At 39.0% G+C, this 18,343-nt stretch carries 19 protein-coding genes; 10 read left to right on the top strand and 9 right to left on the bottom strand.

Translation table 11 applies throughout. The features are described 5' to 3' along the window. Positions 1-345: 345 nt before the first annotated feature. The gene (locus QL989_RS18395; RefSeq protein ID WP_096038705.1) at positions 346-564 is read left to right on the top strand and encodes a GDCCVxC domain-containing (seleno)protein; all 219 of its coding nucleotides are present in this window, start codon (positions 346-348) and stop codon (positions 562-564) included. 50 nt (positions 565-614) lie between these two features. Here the strand turns inward: QL989_RS18395 and arsJ are convergent, their stop codons facing one another. From arsJ to QL989_RS18370, 5 genes are read right to left on the bottom strand one after another with little or no spacing between them, the layout of a single operon-like run. After that, positions 615-1,832 carry an organoarsenical effux MFS transporter ArsJ gene (arsJ, locus tag QL989_RS18390; protein ID WP_096038704.1) on the bottom strand — a complete coding sequence of 406 codons (1,218 nt, stop codon included), beginning with the start codon at positions 1,830-1,832 and terminating at the stop codon, positions 615-617. A 9-nt stretch (positions 1,833-1,841) separates the two neighbouring features. Next, positions 1,842-2,852, bottom strand: a complete 1,011-nt coding sequence (locus QL989_RS18385; protein WP_016898910.1) for an ArsJ-associated glyceraldehyde-3-phosphate dehydrogenase — start codon at positions 2,850-2,852, stop codon at positions 1,842-1,844. Positions 2,853-2,854: 2 nt separating this feature from the next. Continuing rightward, positions 2,855-3,358 (bottom strand): cyclin-dependent kinase inhibitor 3 family protein, encoded by a 504-nt coding sequence (locus tag QL989_RS18380; RefSeq protein ID WP_016898911.1) that lies wholly within the window; start codon positions 3,356-3,358, stop codon positions 2,855-2,857. A gap of 14 nt (positions 3,359-3,372) precedes the next feature. Further along, positions 3,373-4,395 (bottom strand): ACR3 family arsenite efflux transporter, encoded by a 1,023-nt coding sequence (gene arsB / locus QL989_RS18375; protein WP_028835005.1) that lies wholly within the window; start codon positions 4,393-4,395, stop codon positions 3,373-3,375. Between the two features lie 11 nt (positions 4,396-4,406). Continuing rightward, the gene (locus QL989_RS18370) at positions 4,407-5,168 is read right to left on the bottom strand and encodes a metalloregulator ArsR/SmtB family transcription factor (protein ID WP_036983716.1); all 762 of its coding nucleotides are present in this window, start codon (positions 5,166-5,168) and stop codon (positions 4,407-4,409) included. 504 nt (positions 5,169-5,672) lie between these two features. Here QL989_RS18370 and QL989_RS18365 point away from each other — a divergent pair. After that, positions 5,673-5,921, top strand: coding sequence for a hypothetical protein (locus QL989_RS18365; RefSeq protein WP_290171555.1), 249 nt, complete (start codon positions 5,673-5,675; stop codon positions 5,919-5,921). Between the two features lie 366 nt (positions 5,922-6,287). On the opposite strand, the gene QL989_RS18360 is transcribed toward QL989_RS18365, so the two are convergent. From QL989_RS18360 to QL989_RS18350, 3 genes are all read right to left on the bottom strand, one after another. Beyond that, positions 6,288-6,713 carry a MerC family mercury resistance protein gene (locus QL989_RS18360; RefSeq protein WP_290171554.1) on the bottom strand — a complete coding sequence of 142 codons (426 nt, stop codon included), beginning with the start codon at positions 6,711-6,713 and terminating at the stop codon, positions 6,288-6,290. Between the two features lie 102 nt (positions 6,714-6,815). Continuing rightward, positions 6,816-7,193 carry a MerR family transcriptional regulator gene (locus QL989_RS18355; protein WP_004588890.1) on the bottom strand — a complete coding sequence of 126 codons (378 nt, stop codon included), beginning with the start codon at positions 7,191-7,193 and terminating at the stop codon, positions 6,816-6,818. A gap of 42 nt (positions 7,194-7,235) precedes the next feature. Beyond that, on the bottom strand, positions 7,236-7,625 hold the full coding sequence (locus QL989_RS18350; protein ID WP_004588889.1) for a Cd(II)/Pb(II)-responsive transcriptional regulator: 390 nt from the start codon (positions 7,623-7,625) through the stop codon (positions 7,236-7,238). A 77-nt stretch (positions 7,626-7,702) separates the two neighbouring features. On the opposite strand from QL989_RS18350, the gene QL989_RS18345 reads away from it, so the two are divergent. From QL989_RS18345 to QL989_RS18315, 7 genes are all read left to right on the top strand, one after another. Next, entirely contained in the window at positions 7,703-8,317 is a 615-nt protein-coding gene (locus QL989_RS18345; RefSeq protein ID WP_004588888.1) for a cation transporter, read from the top strand. Positions 8,318-8,372: 55 nt separating this feature from the next. After that, complete coding sequence (locus QL989_RS18340) at positions 8,373-9,104, top strand: transglutaminase family protein (protein ID WP_004588887.1); 732 nt, start codon at positions 8,373-8,375, stop codon at positions 9,102-9,104. After that, positions 9,091-9,993 (top strand): cation diffusion facilitator family transporter, encoded by a 903-nt coding sequence (locus QL989_RS18335; RefSeq protein WP_004588886.1) that lies wholly within the window; start codon positions 9,091-9,093, stop codon positions 9,991-9,993. Before QL989_RS18340 ends, QL989_RS18335 begins: the two co-directional genes overlap by 14 nt. A 55-nt stretch (positions 9,994-10,048) precedes the next feature. Further along, positions 10,049-10,399: a hypothetical protein gene (locus QL989_RS18330; protein WP_004588885.1), complete on the top strand. Its 351-nt coding sequence runs from the start codon at positions 10,049-10,051 to the stop codon at positions 10,397-10,399. 83 nt (positions 10,400-10,482) lie between these two features. Then, positions 10,483-11,700 (top strand): TolC family protein, encoded by a 1,218-nt coding sequence (locus tag QL989_RS18325; protein WP_008468875.1) that lies wholly within the window; start codon positions 10,483-10,485, stop codon positions 11,698-11,700. Positions 11,701-11,764: 64 nt separating this feature from the next. After that, entirely contained in the window at positions 11,765-13,021 is a 1,257-nt protein-coding gene (locus QL989_RS18320) for an efflux RND transporter periplasmic adaptor subunit (RefSeq protein ID WP_002962258.1), read from the top strand. Between the two features lie 11 nt (positions 13,022-13,032). Further along, a complete protein-coding gene (locus QL989_RS18315) occupies positions 13,033-16,233 on the top strand; it encodes a CusA/CzcA family heavy metal efflux RND transporter (protein ID WP_004588883.1) in 3,201 nt (1,066 codons plus the stop codon). A 248-nt stretch (positions 16,234-16,481) separates the two neighbouring features. On the opposite strand, the gene QL989_RS18310 is transcribed toward QL989_RS18315, so the two are convergent. Next, positions 16,482-17,105: a tyrosine-type recombinase/integrase gene (locus QL989_RS18310; RefSeq protein WP_004589486.1), complete on the bottom strand. Its 624-nt coding sequence runs from the start codon at positions 17,103-17,105 to the stop codon at positions 16,482-16,484. Positions 17,106-17,426: 321 nt separating this feature from the next. Here QL989_RS18310 and QL989_RS18305 point away from each other — a divergent pair, with 321 nt between their 5' ends. Next, the gene (locus QL989_RS18305; RefSeq protein ID WP_058155173.1) at positions 17,427-18,146 is read left to right on the top strand and encodes a hypothetical protein; all 720 of its coding nucleotides are present in this window, start codon (positions 17,427-17,429) and stop codon (positions 18,144-18,146) included. The last annotated feature ends 197 nt before the right edge of the window (positions 18,147-18,343 follow it).

Here is an 18,343-nt window from a genome sequence, read left to right as displayed (position 1 = left end):
CAAATTCCCTTGGTAATTAGCGATTACGACAGAATCGCTTGGTAATTAAGATACGACAAAGTCGCTTGGTGTTAACACAATAATATGTAGTAGCTCACATCCGATCTTACAGTTTAAAAGAACGGGTTTAGACTTAGCCTGACAGGCGACTTTGAGCGAATAAGAGACAGTCAGAGTTATCTGGATATCTGGACTTAATTCTACAAAGCGGACGCTTAGCGAACCCGTTCATGCCCTAAAATTGAGTTTAGGCAATCTGCATTAATTGTATAATGATGTCTCTTTGATCACATGGATGGTATTTATGTCAGTATTAGATATGGTTAGGCCTGTTATGGAGCCAGTATGCAAGGCATAGAGTTAGAATCAAAGATAACCTGTCCAAAGTGCGGGTTTAGTAAAGTTGAGATTATGCCTACAAATGCTTGCCAGTGGTACTACGAATGCGAAAGCTGTAAAAAGTTGCTTAAACCATTAAAAGGTGATTGTTGCGTCTATTGCTCTTATGGGACAGTAAAGTGTCCTCCCATCCAAGAAGGGAACAGTTGTTGCTTTGGTAAATAATTCATTCCCCTGACTGCTAAGTGTCAGGGGAAAGCCTTAATGCAAACTGTTTACTTGTTACTTGCTGTGGCTGGTAACTTGGCAGAAATAAGTGCAGCTAAACTAATAAAGATAAATGAAATTGCTAAACAAGCAGCTAACCCGTATAGCTGGAAAACCCAGCCTGACAGCACTGTACCAATCAAACGCCCCATTGCATTTGCCATGTAGTAAAAGCCAACATCTAACGAAACGCCATCGGCATCAGCCATGCTAACAATCAGGTAACTGTGCAGAGATGAGTTAATGGCAAACAGTACGCCAAATACCATTAAGCCAGCAATGAGTGCCGTTTTAACTTCCCAGTTAAAGTGTAACGATAAAGCTATACCTAATGTCACTAATGCCAACAAGCTTGCCCATTTTACGGTTTCAGTGGCAGGAGAAACGCTAGCTTTGAAATTGATTAGCTTAGGTGTCATTGATTGGACAAAACCGTAACCAATCACCCAAAGCGCTAAGAAGCCACCTACTGTCCAATGATCCCATTCAAACACTTGTGACAAGAACACAGGTAGTGCAACCACAAACCAGACATCACGGGCACCAAACAAGAAGAGTCGTGCAGCCGATAAGATATTGATAGAGCGACTCTTTGAGAAGATGTCGGTAAACTTAGGTTTGTTCTTGGCTTTACCTAAGTCGTTTTTCAAAGCATAAAGGCTGTAACACCAAACAAGAGCCAAAACACCTGCCATTAACAACATTGCGCCTTTGAAGGAAAGTAAAGTTAACAGTAAGCCGCCTAAGAAAAAGCCAACGCCTTTCAGGGCATTCTTAGAGCCTGTTAATACCGCGACCCATTTAAACAAGGTGCCTTCTTGTCCTGCGGCAACCAACATCTTAATTGAGCTTTTTGCGCTCATTTTGTTTAAGTCTTTGGCAATGCCTGAAAGCGCTTGTGCAATCATCACATAGACAACGGTTAACCATTCAGCGGGAACGGCTAACATCAGCAAGGCGATTATTTGAATCGCCAAACCGATGTTCATGGTTTTATTTAGCCCTAAACGGGCACCTAAGAAGCCGCCAACTAAATTAGTGACAACACCAAAGATTTCATAAAACAAGAACAACATCGCAATGCTCAGCGGACTATAGCCTAACGCGTGGAAATGAAGCACTACCAACATGCGTAGTGCGCCATCGGTTAAGGTAAATGCCCAATAATTGCCTGTTACAACAAGGTATTGCTTAATATCGTCAGATAATGATGCCAAGCGCTTCATAGTGTTACATTACCCTTTAATTGATGATCCGACTTTACGAGCAAGTTCAGCCGTTCTATTAGCGTAACCCCACTCGTTGTCATACCATGTGTACAGCTTCACCTGAGTGCCATTAACGACCATTGTTGATAATGCATCGACAACGCTAGAACGTGGGTCGGTTTTATAATCGATAGACACAAGTGGCTTTTCTTCATAACCAAGAATGCCTTTTAATTCGCCCTCAGCCGCTTCTTTCATCCAAGCGTTAATTTCAGCTTCCGTTGTTGGACGCTCAACCTCAAATACACAATCAGTAATTGAAGCATTCGCAAGAGGCACACGTACCGCATGACCATTCAGCTTACCTTTCAACTCTGGGAAAATATGAGTAATCGCCGTTGCCGAACCTGTAGTGGTTGGGATTAAGCTCATGCCACAGGCACGCGCTCTACGTAAATCTTTATGCGGAGCATCTAGAATCGTTTGAGTGTTGGTAATGTCGTGGATAGTCGTCATTGAGCCATGTTTGATGCCGATTTTATCCAGTAACACTTTCACCACTGGTGCTAAGCAGTTTGTGGTGCAAGACGCTGCCGTTACGATTGAGTGCTGTTCAACATCATATAGATGGTCGTTAACCCCCATAACCACATTAAGTACACCTTCTTCTTTTACGGGTGCTGTTACAACGACTTTTTTTACTCCTTGGTCTAAGTAGGCTTGTAGCAACTCAGTTTTCTTCATCTTGCCTGACGCTTCAATGACCAAATCACATTCAGACCAATCCGTATCATTAATTGCTTTGTTTTGCGTTACACGAATGGCTTGACCATCAATTATCACGTTATTGTCATCATGGGTTACATCATGTGACCAAGTACCATGCACAGAATCGTACTTTAATAAATGTGCTAGCGTTTCTGCATTGCCAGCAGGATCGTTGATTTGCACAAACTCAATGTCTTGCCAACCAAAAGCAGCTCTAAGTGTTAAGCGACCCATGCGGCCAAAACCGTTAATACCAATTTTAATTGCCATTGTTAAGCTCCTACTATTTGAAACTCATTGAAAAAAGAAAGTTGTACTGGGTGTGAGAGCGCTTTAGGGCGCATTTTCTGCACTTGTTTAATAATGTCTGCCTTGTCGTAACCTAGTTCAAACATCAGTAGTCCAATGACTAAGCCTGTGCGACCAGAGCCGCCTTTACAATGCACGGCAATGGTGCCTTGATTGCGTAAGATAGATAGCATGTCATCAAGGTTTGATTTGAACGCTGCTGCGAAATCTTCATTTGGTGCATCGTCATCTAAAATAGGTAACTGAAACCATTTAATACCTTGTGCATCACACACTTGAGGAAGGTCTTCGGCTTCATTCTTGTTCATTTCTGCATCGTACATCAGCGTCACAATCGCTTGTGCTCCAGCATCTTTCAATTGTGTAACCGATGTTGTTAAATCAACGTCTTTTGTTCCGGGGCAAGGAGTAAAGATAAAGCTTGCGCCATTATCAAGTGTTAGTATGTCATATGGATGAGTGTGCATAAAAAGCCTCTTAATTATTCGTTAAACCAATGTTTTGTTCTGTTCACAATCGATACGAGAGACAACATAACTGGAACTTCAACCAGAACCCCAACCACGGTCGCCAATGCAGCGCCTGAATGTAAGCCGAAAAGGGAAATAGCTACTGCCACTGCCAATTCAAAGAAGTTAGATGTACCAATCAAACAAGAAGGTGCAGCAATGTTGTGCTTAAGCTTGAGTCTGACCGCGATAAAATAGGCAATAATGAAAATGCCATAGGTTTGCAGGATAAGCGGAATGGCGATTAGCAAGATATTAAGTGGTTGCTCAATAATGGTGTTAGCTTGAAAGCCAAACAGCAAAACGACTGTTGCCAGTAAACCGATAACAGAAAACGGTTTTAACTTCTCTAGCAAACTTGTGATAGCTGCTTCATCGCGACCTGAGCTGTTTAAGTGTTTTCTAGTCAGGATTCCCGCGATTAAAGGGAGCAATACATACAAAATCACCGAGATAAACAAGGTGCCCCAAGGTACATGAATGTCTGTTACACCAAGCAATAACCCCGCAATGGGAGCGAATGCAAAAATCATGATGATGTCGTTCACCGACACCTGAACTAAGGTATAGTTCGCATCACCTTTGGTTAATTGCGACCAGACAAACACCATTGCCGTACAAGGTGCAACCCCCAGTAAAATCATACCAGCGATGTATTCTTGCGCTGTTTCTGGTGATACAAAATCGGCAAATAAGCCTTCGAAGAACAACCAACCTAAAGCAGCCATTGAAAATGGTTTAATAAGCCAGTTGACCACCAAAGTTAATACCAAGCCTTGCGGATTCTTCCCTACTTCCTTAATGGTTGAAAAATCCACTTGCACCATCATTGGGTAGATCATTACCCAAATGAAAACAGCAACAACTACATTTACATGGGCAACTTCAAGCTTTGCAATAGCTTCAAAAAGAGGTGGGTAAACAATCCCCAGCGCCACACCAGCAGCAATTGATATCGCCACCCAAACAGATAAATAACGTTCAAAAATCCCCATAGTTACATTCCTTAATTACAGCAGCTTGCCACACGCGTAGGACGGTCACCCATCGAGTTTAATCTGGCTAGCTCTTGTTCGATAAAAATAGGCTCATTCACTACCGTTGAGGTGATGGTTTGCTTCATCCACGCTGGCAATGTTGGATTGATCGAATAAAACACCCATTGCTGATGCTTTCTGTCAGATAAAATGCCTGTTTTTCGAAGCTGTGCTAGGTGACGGGACACTTTGGGCTGGCTCTCTTCATCTAATGCAGTCATCAACTCACAGACACACGCTTCACCCTCAACCGCAATGATTAAAAGCGTTTTCAAGCGAATATCATCAGCCAGAGCTTTGTAAAAAGTAGTTGGCGTTATTGGCGCTGGCTTTTGCTTTTCTTGTATCAGCAAAAACATTTTAATCCGTTCATTTAGCTCTTGTAGCGTTTTTTCAAACGGGTTGGCATCTCTACGAGAACGAGGCTCAGGGAAATCCCAAGCAAGGCAGTTAGTACCATTGACTCGGCTATCACACTCTTTTGCCGCTTTATCACACAGGGTAATAACAAAATCGAAATGGATATTGCTAACTTCATCAAGGTGTTTTGAGTGTAATCCATCGGTAGGTAACCCAAAGTGCTCGATAGCTGACAAGGTACGACTATCAACACTATTTGGCTCAGTACCAGCACTATAAACCTCGTACTCACCTTTACCATGATGTTTTAGCAACGCCTCAGCCATGATAGACCTAGCTGAGTTTTCAGTGCATAAAAAGAGAACTTTCATGAAATGCTCCATAATAAATTTATTATATAATAAATTTATTATGTTGTGGTGACAACAGATATTTTCGAAAAAATGAGTTATGAGTAGTGTTAGTTAGAAGTATAACTGCTAGTACAATACCGCAGTTGGTCAATTGGAGAGCTAAGCCACTGACCTAAATGAATTAGGTAAAACGTCTGTTAATTAGTTTTTATTAGTTGAGCAAAGAATTAAACTGAACGACTCAAAGTGGCACTTTTACGAAGTTCGGCAGTGAGCGATAACCGGACATTAAAAAGTTAAAATTATTCCTGCTTTTTTGAGTAGGAGCCTAATTTTGTCCGATAACATTATTAAACGCCATTTTGGGGTAAAATAACATGCTTAATTCCTAGCTTTTTTAATTACTTGTTTACAAAGGTAATTATTGGTGAAATTATCAGGGTATGCAATATATGCCGTTTTGGCGTGTTATAAACCACCATAGTGGTTTTCAATAAGCTGTTATGTTTACAAGAAGGTTTTATGGAAGCTCCATGGAATGGCGAAAAAGTTAATTTATTCGTTAGGGTTTTGGCAATCGTATTTATAATTTGCGGAATTTTTGCATTTGGTAGTCTTGCGTATGCGTTATTTAAAACAGGAGAGTTTAGTTTTAGTAACTTAGATTTTCGGATGTTAATTGGTACTATATCAGGTCCATATTGTTTTCTCTTGTTTTTAAAAGTAGCGGTTACAGGCTATGCACCAAAGTCGTGGATCCCATGGAGGTAATGTAAACATAACACATATGTGCCTTAAGTCTGTTAATAGACACTAGTTTTTTTGACCATCAATTTTAAATCAATAAACAAATTCGTTTACTTCGTCTGTCGATGCGGCTGTTAAGCAAGTTGCTTAGGTCTGTAGGTATATAATCAGGTTAAACCTTGTTGGTTATTAACTCACCCAATTGATTGATGCTCAGCCTTATATTTAGTTAGATGTTCAGCTCACTCAGTACCATGACTAACTCTGAACTTCCTTGCCTCCTCTAGACACCAGCTTATAATCTTAAAGTACAAAACGGGAGTAAACTTCCGTTTCTAGTGCTTCAAAGGTAGTTATCGGAAATATATTCTGTTTTTTGAAAGCGTTAATCTAGATAGCTATATGAGCAACTTTTCGGGGGCTTATTTGAGCGAAAAGCAGACATTGACCGTTAATCGTTTCAACGACGGCAATTAGCCATACGTTGCATGTTTGCTCCCTTACTGGTTTTACGATATCCAAAACCGACATAACGACCATTAAGCAAATACCAAAGTAAAATAGGTATGTGCTCCAATCATATAGCCAAAGAGGATAAAGCGTTAATAGCACTGCTACAGGCCCTAGAATGCTGAAGACAGCTCTGGTATGGTTTTTATTTTTGTGCCAGTTGTATAAGTTTACCAATAGTTCCAAAGATGCAAAAATAGGTAAAAGCGTATTTACAGCTATTCCTTCGAAGTGAGAGAAGAAGCCTAGTCCTAATGCCGATGCAAGTGACCTTAATGCAGGGAGGCAGGCCGTGCCGCTAGCCAAACGCCACTAGAGCCTACTCTGTCTAATATTTTATTTATCATTTGAAAGTCTATTGGTTGATATTACCATCATTCTAAACTCCGTATACAAGTACGGAGTCAATCATTTTAATGAGTCAATTATGGGGCAATGTGTTGGATCTTCGTTTTGCATACAGGTATTTGTCATACCCACAATTACTTTCTCTAAACGTTGAAGGTCATTAATTTTGTCTCGAATGATTGCTAACTTTTGTCGGTTTAATAGCTCAACTTGAGCGCAGTTGCTGTCCATAGACATTAGCGATTTTATTTCTCTTAACGTAAAGCCGAGCGCTTTGGCTTTTGTGATAAACCTAAGTTGTCCTGCTATTGATTCGTCATATTGTCTATAACCAGATATTGGTTTTTCAGGTTGTGTAATCAGTCCTTCTCGTTCATAAAAACGAATGGTTTCTACATTTAAATTTAATGATTGTGCTAATTTGCCAATGGTTTTCATTATTGCCTTTGTGAATACTACTAATCTAAAGTTATATTTAGTTCAACTATCTAATGACTTGATAATGCCACAGACTTCAATTGTACCGTCAGACCCGCAAGAGCTTGCCATTAGTTTTAACTCTTTTTTGAGTGCATTCAATTCCTTCATTCGTTGATTAACTAAAGTTAGTTGCCGATCAATTAATGCATTTACACTAGAGCAACTCTCCTCTGGCTTGTTTTTTAATTCAATGAGTCGCTTAATATCATTAAGCGGAATATCTAAACTTCGACAATGCTTTACGAACTCTAGCTCTTTAAATGCCTTATTAGAATACAACCTGAAATTCCCTTCAGTGCGATCAGGATCTGACAGCAAGCCCTCCTTTTCATAATATCGGATGGTTTGTACTGAATACCCCGATGTTTTCGATAACTCACCAATTTTCATAAAATTTCCAAATAAACTTGACCCTATAGTCACTATAGGATTTATAGTTAGAGCATACAAGTTAATCGGAGATGAAAATGAGCGATTGTGGGTGTGAAGTTGAGCTAAAAGATAACCAGCAAAAAACGGTGCTTTATTGGCTTCTGGCTATCAATGCCTCGATGTTTGTTTTTGAAATTGGCTTTGGTTGGTTATCAGAATCAACGGCTTTAATTGCAGATTCGTTAGACATGCTAGCGGATGCAATCGTCTATGCAATTGCACTATACGCGGTGGGAAAGTCAATCCAACATAAGGCTAATGCTGCTTTAGTGAGTGGCTATTTCCAACTGGGGTTAGGCGTGCTAATTCTAATGGATATTGCTAGAAGGCTGTATGGTGAAAGTGAGCCTCACTCTTGGTTTATGATTGGCGTAGGCATGGTTGCTTTAGTTGCAAATGTGATTTGTCTCATCCTTATTCGAAAGCACAACAACGATGAAGTACATATGAGAGCTAGCTGGATATTTTCAGCGAATGATGTAATTGCAAATCTTGGTGTCGTTATCGCAGGCATACTCGTTATGGTGCTGAAACAGCGTTGGCCTGATATCGTCATTGGTAGCATCATTTCAATGTTAATTCTTCGAGGCGCTTACCGAATACTAAGCGATGCTAAACAAGAATTAGCTGTTGCTGAGAAAACACGTTAAACACCAAATGAAGATAAACAATCAACCTTTGGTTGTTCAAAGTAAGGAAACATCAATGAATAGCAAATATCTAGAAAAAACCAAGATAGTAAATTTTGAACACTCTACAATTCAATCATTAATTTCTGAGCGTAATTGGCAAGAACTCGATGACTTCAACAAAATTGGTGCAGCCTACCAATTTGTTAAAGATGAAATATTATTTGGTTACAATGAGAGTGATGATATTTCAGCAAGCAGTGTTTTAGCCGATGGTTACGGACAATGCAATACCAAGGGTAACTTGCTGATGGCTTTGTTACGAGGATTAGGTATTCAATGTCGTTTTCACGGCTTTACTATTGAGCAGCGATTACAAAAAGGAGCTATTCCAACTTATGTATTTTGGTTAGCACCTAAATATATCATTCATAGTTGGATTGAAGTTTATTTCAAGGATCGTTGGATAAACTTAGAAGGCTTTATATTAGATGAACAATATTTAAGTTCACTACAGCACAAATTTAGTCAAATAAAAAACGAATTTTGTGGTTATGGTGTTGCAACAAAGTGTTTCTCTTCGCCAGATACAGATTGGCGTGGTCAAGATACCTATATACAAAAAGAAGGTATTCATGATGATTTTGGTGTTTATAATTCCCCTGATGAGTTTTATCTCGAAAAAGGAACTAACTTATCAGGAATCAAACGTTGGATGTATCAACGAGTGATCCGTCACTTTATCAATTTTAACGTAGTCAATGTAAGAAATTTAAAAGTTCTTGAGGTGGAAAATGCACAATCATAGCCATAGCCATTCGCATGGAAAAGACGACCGTATAGGTTGGACATTTTTCCTTAATGTTTCATTTACTATTATCGAATTTATTGGTGGTTGGCTAACCAACAGTACCGCTATTATGGCTGATGCTGTACATGACCTGGGTGACAGTTTATCTATAGGATTCGCTTGGATACTGAGTCGTTTCTCGGATAAAGAAGCATCCGATAGATTTAGCTATGGCTATCGTCGTCTTACCCTGTTTGGCGCATTAATTAACAGTATTGTATTAGTTATTGGTTCTGTCTGGGTGCTATTTGAAGCAATACCAAGATTATCTAATCCTGAAATGCCAATGGCTGAAGGAATGTTGGGTCTTGCATTACTTGGGGTTGCTGTTAATGGGTATGCAGTATTTAAACTAAAAGCGGGTAAAACGCTGAACGAAAAAGTACTTACGTGGCATTTGCTTGAAGACGTACTTGGCTGGGTTGCAGTCCTAATTGTTTCTATTGTGCTGCTTTTTGTAGATCTACCAATATTAGATCCTTTGCTTTCTATAGGCTTTACACTGTTTATATTGTTTAACGTTTTGAAAAACCTGAAAACAACATTGGCACTATTTCTTCAAGCTACACCTGATGAAGAAGTGCAGAATAATATTGAAAAAGCGATAAAGGCTATACCTGAAATTAATGGGATTCATCATATGCACTTTTGGTCATTAGACGGGGAAAGTCACGTATTAACTGCTCACCTAGAGTTAGCCCATAACTTTGAGGTTGATAAATTAATTAGGCTAAAACAACAAGTGGCTAAGGAACTTTCTTCTTATAATTTATCTCATACAACCATTGAGTTTGAGTTTCCTCAAGAAACTTGCCGTGACGAGCATGAAAAACATGCGCATGGCTAGTTTAGAAAACCTTTTTTTGATATTATAATTTTTCATATTTAAGTAGGTGTTTATTTTGAAATTCAATGTTGCGTTAAAAATACTATTAGTCGTTTCGATTGTTTTGCAATCGTTAACTGCTGTTGTATCCGCAACACCTGAGAATCACCAAATAGATATAGAGCACCTTCAAATTCAACATGATCATGCAGATGATCGAAATGTCTCAAATGATAATGTAGGTGATGAGCAGCATAATGAAAAAGATTGTCATCACTGCGGACATTGCAGTGGCAGCCACTTATCTTGGATTTTAGTCAGTAATTCAAATACCACGGGCAAACTAAACATTATCAATAAAACGCCTTATCAAATTGATCAAACAAGTACCTTTCTTGAAGCGATACTTCGTCCGCCCATTTCTTAATTAGATTAATTTTTAATGACCTATTTATCCTTTAATAATGGATAAAGGTTTCGTGTTTATTAATTTTAAAATTAAGAATTTTTATGTATATATATTTAAAAAATGCAGGTTTAGTCCTGTCTTTATGTATGGCTGTGAGTTTTTCAGTTGCCACTTATGCCAAACAGAAAAGTATTTCATGGCTAGATAGTCAAATAAATAAAGATCCCGAAGTTGTTGCGGCTAAAGAGTTACTTAATGCAAGTAATCATAGAGCCAAGAGCTTAACTAAAGCCGTATATAACCCAGAGCTTGAAGCAAGCTATGAAAAAGAGGGTGATTTTGATAATTATTCTATTGGTATCAGTCAAACGATTGATTTTTGGGATAAGCAATCAGCAAATAAAAGCATTGGTGAAATTGGTGTTTATGCAAACCAGCAACAATTGTTATCTCTACTCGATTCTAAAAAGGCTAACGCTTTAACTGCAATAGTTAATTGGCAAGCAGCAAAAAAGGTGGCTCAGTTACTTTCAGTAAGAGAAAATCAATTACAAACGCTCGTTGGAATTATTGAAGATAAGCGAAAAGCAGGACTTTTAGAGCCACTTGACGCTGAACTGGTTTATTTAAACTTGTCCCAAGTTTTCAGTGAAATATCTGAGTCGCAAATTGCTTTGAAAAATGCAGAGGTAAATGTTCAGGAGTTATTGCCTGATTGGACGCCTAATACTACCAATTTGTTTTCATTTACTTTTGGAGCAACAAACTATTCATTTAACTCTCAGTGGGTTGAGGAACATCCAAAAGTTAAACTCGCTAGAGCGCAATGGAAGATAAAACAATCTAAAGCTCAACTAACCACTATGGAATCTAAAGCCAATCCAACCATTGGAGTTAACGCAGGGAAAAGTGGAGATGAAGACTTGATTGGCGTGACTTTCTCAATGCCTTTAAATATCAGAAATAACTATTCAGATACTGTTAAAGCCGCTTATTCAGAAGCAATTGCAGCAGAGGCTAACTTTCGGTCGGTTTATCGAAAGCAGTCATTTGAAGCAAAAGCTAATTATGAATCGCTTATTGTCAGTAAAAAATATTATGAGCAATGGCAAAAACTGACAAAAGGCAGATTAGATAGCAGCGAAAACTTATTAAATAAGCGCTGGGAAGCTGGTGACATTAATACTTCTGACTACTTACTTGCATTAAATCAACGTGCGGAAGGGCTTCATGCAGGAATACGTTTGGAAAATCAATTCAAGCTTGCAGAAATATCCTTCATTTTAAGTATGGGTCAGTTATCCAAATTTGAGATTTGAGCGCTTTGTTTTTTCAGTAGCGAAAAACGAAATCTTAAATTTATTAAAAATATAGGTTACAAAAATGAATACAGTAATTAGTAAAAAATTTTTAGCCGTAGTAATTAGCTGCCTGTTAGTTGGGTTTACTACAAATCATGATGCTTTTGCACAGTCGTCAGATGGAACTGGTTCTGTCACAAACGTTTCGAAACAAGAAGAAAAAGAACATCAAGATGAGCATGAACACGAAAAGGGACATGAAGAAGATAAAGGTGACCATGACGAGCACGGCCATGAAGGTGGTAATAAAGAGGGAGAAGAAGGACATGAAGAAGGTATCACTATTGATCCAAAGAAGATGTCGCTTGCTAACATTAAAGTGGAAAGTGTTAAGCCTGAATATCAATTTAGCTCCGTATATGCACCTGGCGAAATAAAAGCTAATGGCTATAAAAGTTATGTGGTATCACCACGTACAGAGTCAGTCATTATCAGTCGCCATGCAGCGCTTGGCGAGTATGTAGAAATAGGTCAGAAGTTAGTTACATTATTTAGTGAAGCAATGGCACAAGCACAAGCTGACTATTTAATCGCTTCAACCGAATGGCAACGTGTAAAAAAGCTGGGTAATAAGACGGTGAGTGAAAGTCGATTATTACAAGCTGAAACAACATACAATGCGAGCTATGGCAAGCTCATTGCTTTAGGGTTAACTGAAAAAGCAATAAATGGTATTTCTAACAAAGACATTAAAGCATTTGGACAATATGCATTAACGGCGCACCGTGAAGGTGTCGTGCTTCAAGACGACTTTATCCAAGGGCAACGTGTTGATGCTGGGGATTCAGTCATGTTGTTAGCTGATGAAAAACAACTATGGGTTGAAGCAAAAGTTTCTCCAAATAAAAAGCTAAATTTATCAATTGATTCTCCTGCGGTACTTAAATTAGAAGGCCAGAGTTACAATGCCAAAGTTATCCAAGAAGCCCATACAATTGATCCCGTAACTCGTACAAGAATTATTAGATTGGGGGTACAGAATGCTGATGATAACCTTCATTCAGGTATGTTTGTAAAAGTTTACTTTCAGTTTGCCACAAAGCAGAAAGTGATGGCTGTGCCAGAAGAAGCATTGATCCGCAGCGCAGATGGTGATTGGACCGTATTTGTCGAAGACCACCCTGGAGAATTTAAAGCTGTAGAAGTAGAACTAGGCCGAGCCTTAGGTGATTTTAGGGAAATCATTGGCCTTGATAGTGGGACGCGAATTGTAACCAAAGGCGCATTTTTTGTTGCTTCTGAAATCGCTAAAGGCGGATTTGATCCGCATAACCACTAAGGAGCAAGACTATGTTTAATAAAATAATAGATTGGTCTGTTAATAATAGACTCCTGATTTTGATTGCGCTGTTTGCCACAATTGTCGGCGCAATTATGGTTATACCAAAACTAAATTTAGATGCCTTTCCTGATGTTACTAATGTTCAAGTTGCTGTAAATACTGAAGCGCCAGGACTAGCTGCTGAAGAAGTTGAACAACTCATTACGTACCCCATTGAAGCGGTCATGTATGCCTTACCTGATGTAGAACAAGTGCGCTCAATTTCTAAAACAGGCTTGTCTGGCGTCACGGTTGTTTTCAAAGAAGGCACCGACATTTACTTTGCAAGACAACTTGTATTTGAGCGTCTTCAAGCCGCAAAAGAACTGATACCAGAAGGTGTCGGCACACCCGAAATGGGGCCAAACACCTCAGGGCTAGGCCAAGTATTTCAGTACCTTCTTATTTCAGATAAAGATGCAGGCTATGATGCTATGGCACTCAGGAGTCTCAATGATTGGGTAGTAAAATTACTCGTTATGCCTGTCGATGGTGTTACTGATGTACTCTCCTTTGGAGGTATTGTTAGGCAGTACCAAGTAAATGTAGATCCATCTAAGCTTCTTTCTTATAACCTAACGCAAGAAGACGTTGTTGGTGCCCTAGATAACAACAATGCCAATGTTGGCGGATGGTATATGAACCGTGGGCAAGAGCAGCTTGTTATTAGAGGTGCAGGTTGGTTTGAAAGTGGTGACGCTGGTATTAGTAATATCAAACAAGTTCCCGTCAAAACAGTTGATGGGACAGTTGTGACGGTTTCGGATATTGCTAAAGTTGAAATGGGCAGTGAAATTCGTCAAGGTGCTGTCACAATGACGCGCAAAACCGAAGACGGTAAAGTCGAAAATTTAGGTGAAGTTGTCTCTGGCATTGTCTTAAAACGCATGGGGTCTAATACTAAAGCCACCATTGATGGTATCAATGCAAGAATCCCATTGATTAATCAAGCATTGCCTAAAGGTGTTCGCTTTGAACCATTTTATGATCAGGCTGATTTGATTGAAAAAGCCGTTGATACAGTAGTTGATGCACTATTACTAGCATTTATTTTCATCTGTATTGTATTAGCACTATTTTTAATGAATATACGTGCAACCTTCCTTGTCCTAATATCTATTCCAATTTCAATTGGTATCGCGTTAATGATCATGGCTTGGTGGGGCATTTCTGCAAACCTTATGTCATTGGGTGGCATTGCCGTAGCCATTGGTATGCTAGTTGATGGTTCAGTCGTGATGGTTGAAAACATGTTTAAGCATTTAAATAGACCAGACTCTACCCATTTAAAAACTGTAAAAGAAAGAGTGCCTAGTGCTGATACTGATCCACATGATGTAGAACAAGATGAGCATGGTATTAAGTTACGTCTTCAAAATGCGGGTAAAGAAGTGGCTCGTCCCGTATTTTTTGCAGCTTCTATTATTTTAGTCGTATTTACGCCTTTATTTAGCTTTGAAGGTGTTGAGGCAAAGTTATTTCAACCTATGGCAATAAGCATCATTTTAGCTGTTATATCTGCTATTGTGGTTGCGTTGTTTGTTGTACCCGCTTTAGCTACTTATTTATTTAAGTCAGGTGTAAAAGAGAGGGAAAGCTTTGTTCTTAGGCCATTAGACAAACTCTACAGAAAAGGGCTTACATTCGCACTAAAACGCACCAAATTAGTCATTTCAGCCGCACTTATATTAGTTTTCTCTGCCTTTGCATTAGTTCCATTAATTGGTACTGAATTTGTACCTGAGTTAGAAGAAGGGACGATAAACTTAAGAGCAACGCTTGCACCTTCTTCCAGTTTAGATACCGCGCTCACTGTGGCACCAATTCTAGAAGAAAAACTAATGGCTTTTCCTGAAGTAACCTATGCATTAAGCCGAATTGGTCGAGCAGAAATAGGTGGAGACCCAGAGCCTGTGAATAACATCGAAATTTACATAGGGTTGAAGCCTGTTTCTGAGTGGACCAGTGCATCTAATCGATATGAACTTCAAGGAAAAATGGAGAGATCTTTAGAAGAATTCCCTGGGTTGCTACTCAACTTTTCTCAACCTATTGCGACTCGTGTCGATGAGCTACTATCTGGTGTTAAGGCTCAGTTGGCGATAAAGTTGTTTGGGCCTGAACTTGAGGTACTGGCGGCTAAAGGTCAAGAAATAGAAACAGCAATTAAAAACATTGAAGGTGCAAGGGATGTTGCATTGGAGCAAATTGCTGGTGAAGCGCAATTGGTGATAAGTCCTAACAGGCAAGAACTATCACGCTTTGGATTGTCTGTGAGTGACATAATGGAGGTTGTGCGTGATGGTATTGGTGGTGTTGAAGCCGGACAAATAATCAATGGTAATGAACGTTATGATATTTACGTTCGCATAGAGGAAGAGTACCGAAGTAACAAAGAAGCTATTGCTGATATTCGGCTTCAATCACCTACTGGTGCTTGGGTGCGGCTGGGTGACGTAGCCTCAGTCTCATTTGAGTCAGGCCCACCACAAGTTAGACGCGATGATGTACAACGAAGAGTCGTTATCCAAGCAAATGTACAAAATCGAGATATGGGAAGCGTGGTTGCCGATATCAGAACGGTAATTGCTGAAAAGGTTGACTTACCTTCAGGTTATTCTGTTTCGATTGGCGGCCAGTTCGAAAGTCAAAAACGTGCTCAAAATAGGTTAGCTATAGTTGTACCTTTATCGTTAGCACTAATCGCACTACTACTTTACTTTGCCTTTGGTTCTGTTGGTCAAGCTATGCTGATATTGGTCAACGTGCCGCTTGCTGTAATTGGCGGAGTTTTCTCCTTATATTTATCTGGACAATACTTGTCTGTACCAAGCTCCGTTGGCTTTATTACCTTATTTGGTGTAGCGGTATTGAATGGGGTCGTTATGGTAGAAAGTATCAACCAACGTATTAAAGACGGTCTAGAAGCATCTAAAGCCGTTTTTGAAGGCGCTACTTCAAGATTAAGACCTGTACTTATGACTGCTATAACATCAGCTTTAGGTTTGATACCGATGTTAATGTCTAATGGTGTTGGTGCAGAAATACAGCGCCCATTAGCGAGTGTTATTGTTGGCGGCTTGGTAACTGCAACACTGTTAACATTATTTGTTTTACCTGTTTTATATCGCTGGTTTTCAGAGAAAAAAATAAAAGAGCTATCCAGATAAAATTACTGTGAACTCTAACCCCACGCTAAAGTCACGTTTAGCGTGGGGTTATTGAGTAGATGAACGAAAAGAAAGATTAGATTTAACAATAAACTAATAGTCATGACTGCTTTGTCGGAATATTTGTCGTTAAACAGGCCAAAGCTAACTTCCGCTTTCGTATCTTTGCAGTCTTAATCTCTATGTGTCTCAAGGTCGGATTATGGCACGTGCCAGACTCTAACTTCGAGTCTGGCTTAGGTTCAAATTTAAGCATCGATCTGTTCTGATACTTCTAACGCATCATCAACTTCTATTCCCAAGTACCTGACAGTGCTCTCTAGTTTTCTATGGCCAAGTAGAAGCTGACAGGCTCTTAAATTTTTAGTTTTTTTGTAAATTAGTGATGGTTTGGTACGTCTCATTGAATGAGTGCCATATTGAGTCTTATCTAACCCAATTGAGGTGACCCAAGAGTCAACTATACGTCCATATTGACGGGTTGAAAGGTGTTCAGAGGAATGAATTCGTGACTTAAACAAGTAATCATAAGAATTGAGAGTAAATTGCTCTATGAGCGCCACAATTGATTTCCTTGTATTTCCAGTAATTTCAAATTGAACAGGCATACCAGTCTTTTTTTGAACGACTATTGCCCGTGATTGGATTGCTTTACCATGTGCAATGTCATTAACTTTTAGTGAAACTAAATCACACCCTCTTAGTTTGCTATCTATGGCTAGGTTAAATAGTGCTAGATCTCTTATTTTATGAAAAAGTTCCAGTCGTATTCGGATAGCCCATATTTGCTGTAATTTTAGAGGTAACTTTTGTCCTACAAGCTTATTTTTATTCCAAGGCTCTTTAGGCTGATATATAGTTAACTGGTGCATTAGTTGTACTCCGGTGTTTATGGAGTTTTAAGCTTAGCTCGCTACAAAAGAATTCGGGTATGAGCGAGGAGCGGACACTGAAAAGTTAAATTTATTATTACTTCTTTGAGTAAGAGCCTAATTCTGTTCGATAACATTATTAAACGCCGCTTTGGGGAAAAATAACATGCTTAATATCTCGCTATTTTAATTACTTGTTTACAAAGGAAATTATTGGTGAAATTATCGGGGTATGTAATATACGCCGTTTTGGTGTGTTATAAACCACCAAAACGGTGTTCAATAAGCTGTTAGCCATTAATTCATACGTACGGAGTTTATATGCTTACCCATTCCTTCGAAGACCTGACTCAAACGTTTAGAGTTCTGCTTGAATCGAATCAAAGATTAAAACAATTAATTGATATTGATAGAGCAGAAGCCGTGGGTACTGTGGAAACTGCAATTAACGCAAAATTAAATGCATTCCATAATTTATATGATTTGATGGCGCAAGAATTAGGAAAGCCAGTAGATTGGTATTCAGTCCCTGAACTTTGCATAATTCTGGCAATTCGCAATGCTCGCCACCATAACAAAGCAAACAGAATTAGAAGTTTATGGAACTACCATAATCAAGTTTGTGAAAAGCCTACAAACAAAAAGAAGTATCTATACGTAAATTCTGTTGTACCTGAAGAGGAAGAAGGTGGAGGGTACTTTGATATACCTCTATCTTGGTCTGATTTAGACGATTTGTTAACTTTGCCACGAAATGAATCAAGATTGAGAGCTAATGCTAGAGATCTAATTCGTAACTATTTAAATGCAGATAAATTTGAAGAAGAGGCAAAATCTTTAGGTTTCAGTAAATCTCAAATATTTTTCAACTTTGTGCCTTTGTCTCTGAATGCAGGAATTGCATTGCACCCATTTGTGAAAGAGCATGTGACACCTGATTCAGTAGAGTCTGAATTTTTTTTACAGCACTTTGAAAATACAGCCTCAGCACTGACTAAAGAACACGACTATCAAGAGTTCACATTTTCACTACCAGAGTAAATGGCTAACAAGAGTCTAAGGTTACGACAGTCCGCAAATGGCACTTATGCGACTGTCAGATTTGATTAAGCCCTAACAATAAAACCTGACAGATAAAGTTAAGACTTATTCAAATAATACTGTTAACACCAAGCGACTTTGTCGTATCTTAATTACCAAGCGATTCTGTCGTAATCGCTAATTACCAAGGGAATTTG

Source organism: Pseudoalteromonas sp. APC 3224 (assembly GCF_030407535.1).
GTDB lineage: Bacteria > Pseudomonadota > Gammaproteobacteria > Enterobacterales > Alteromonadaceae > Pseudoalteromonas.
This window is presented reverse-complemented; position numbering and strand designations above follow the sequence as displayed.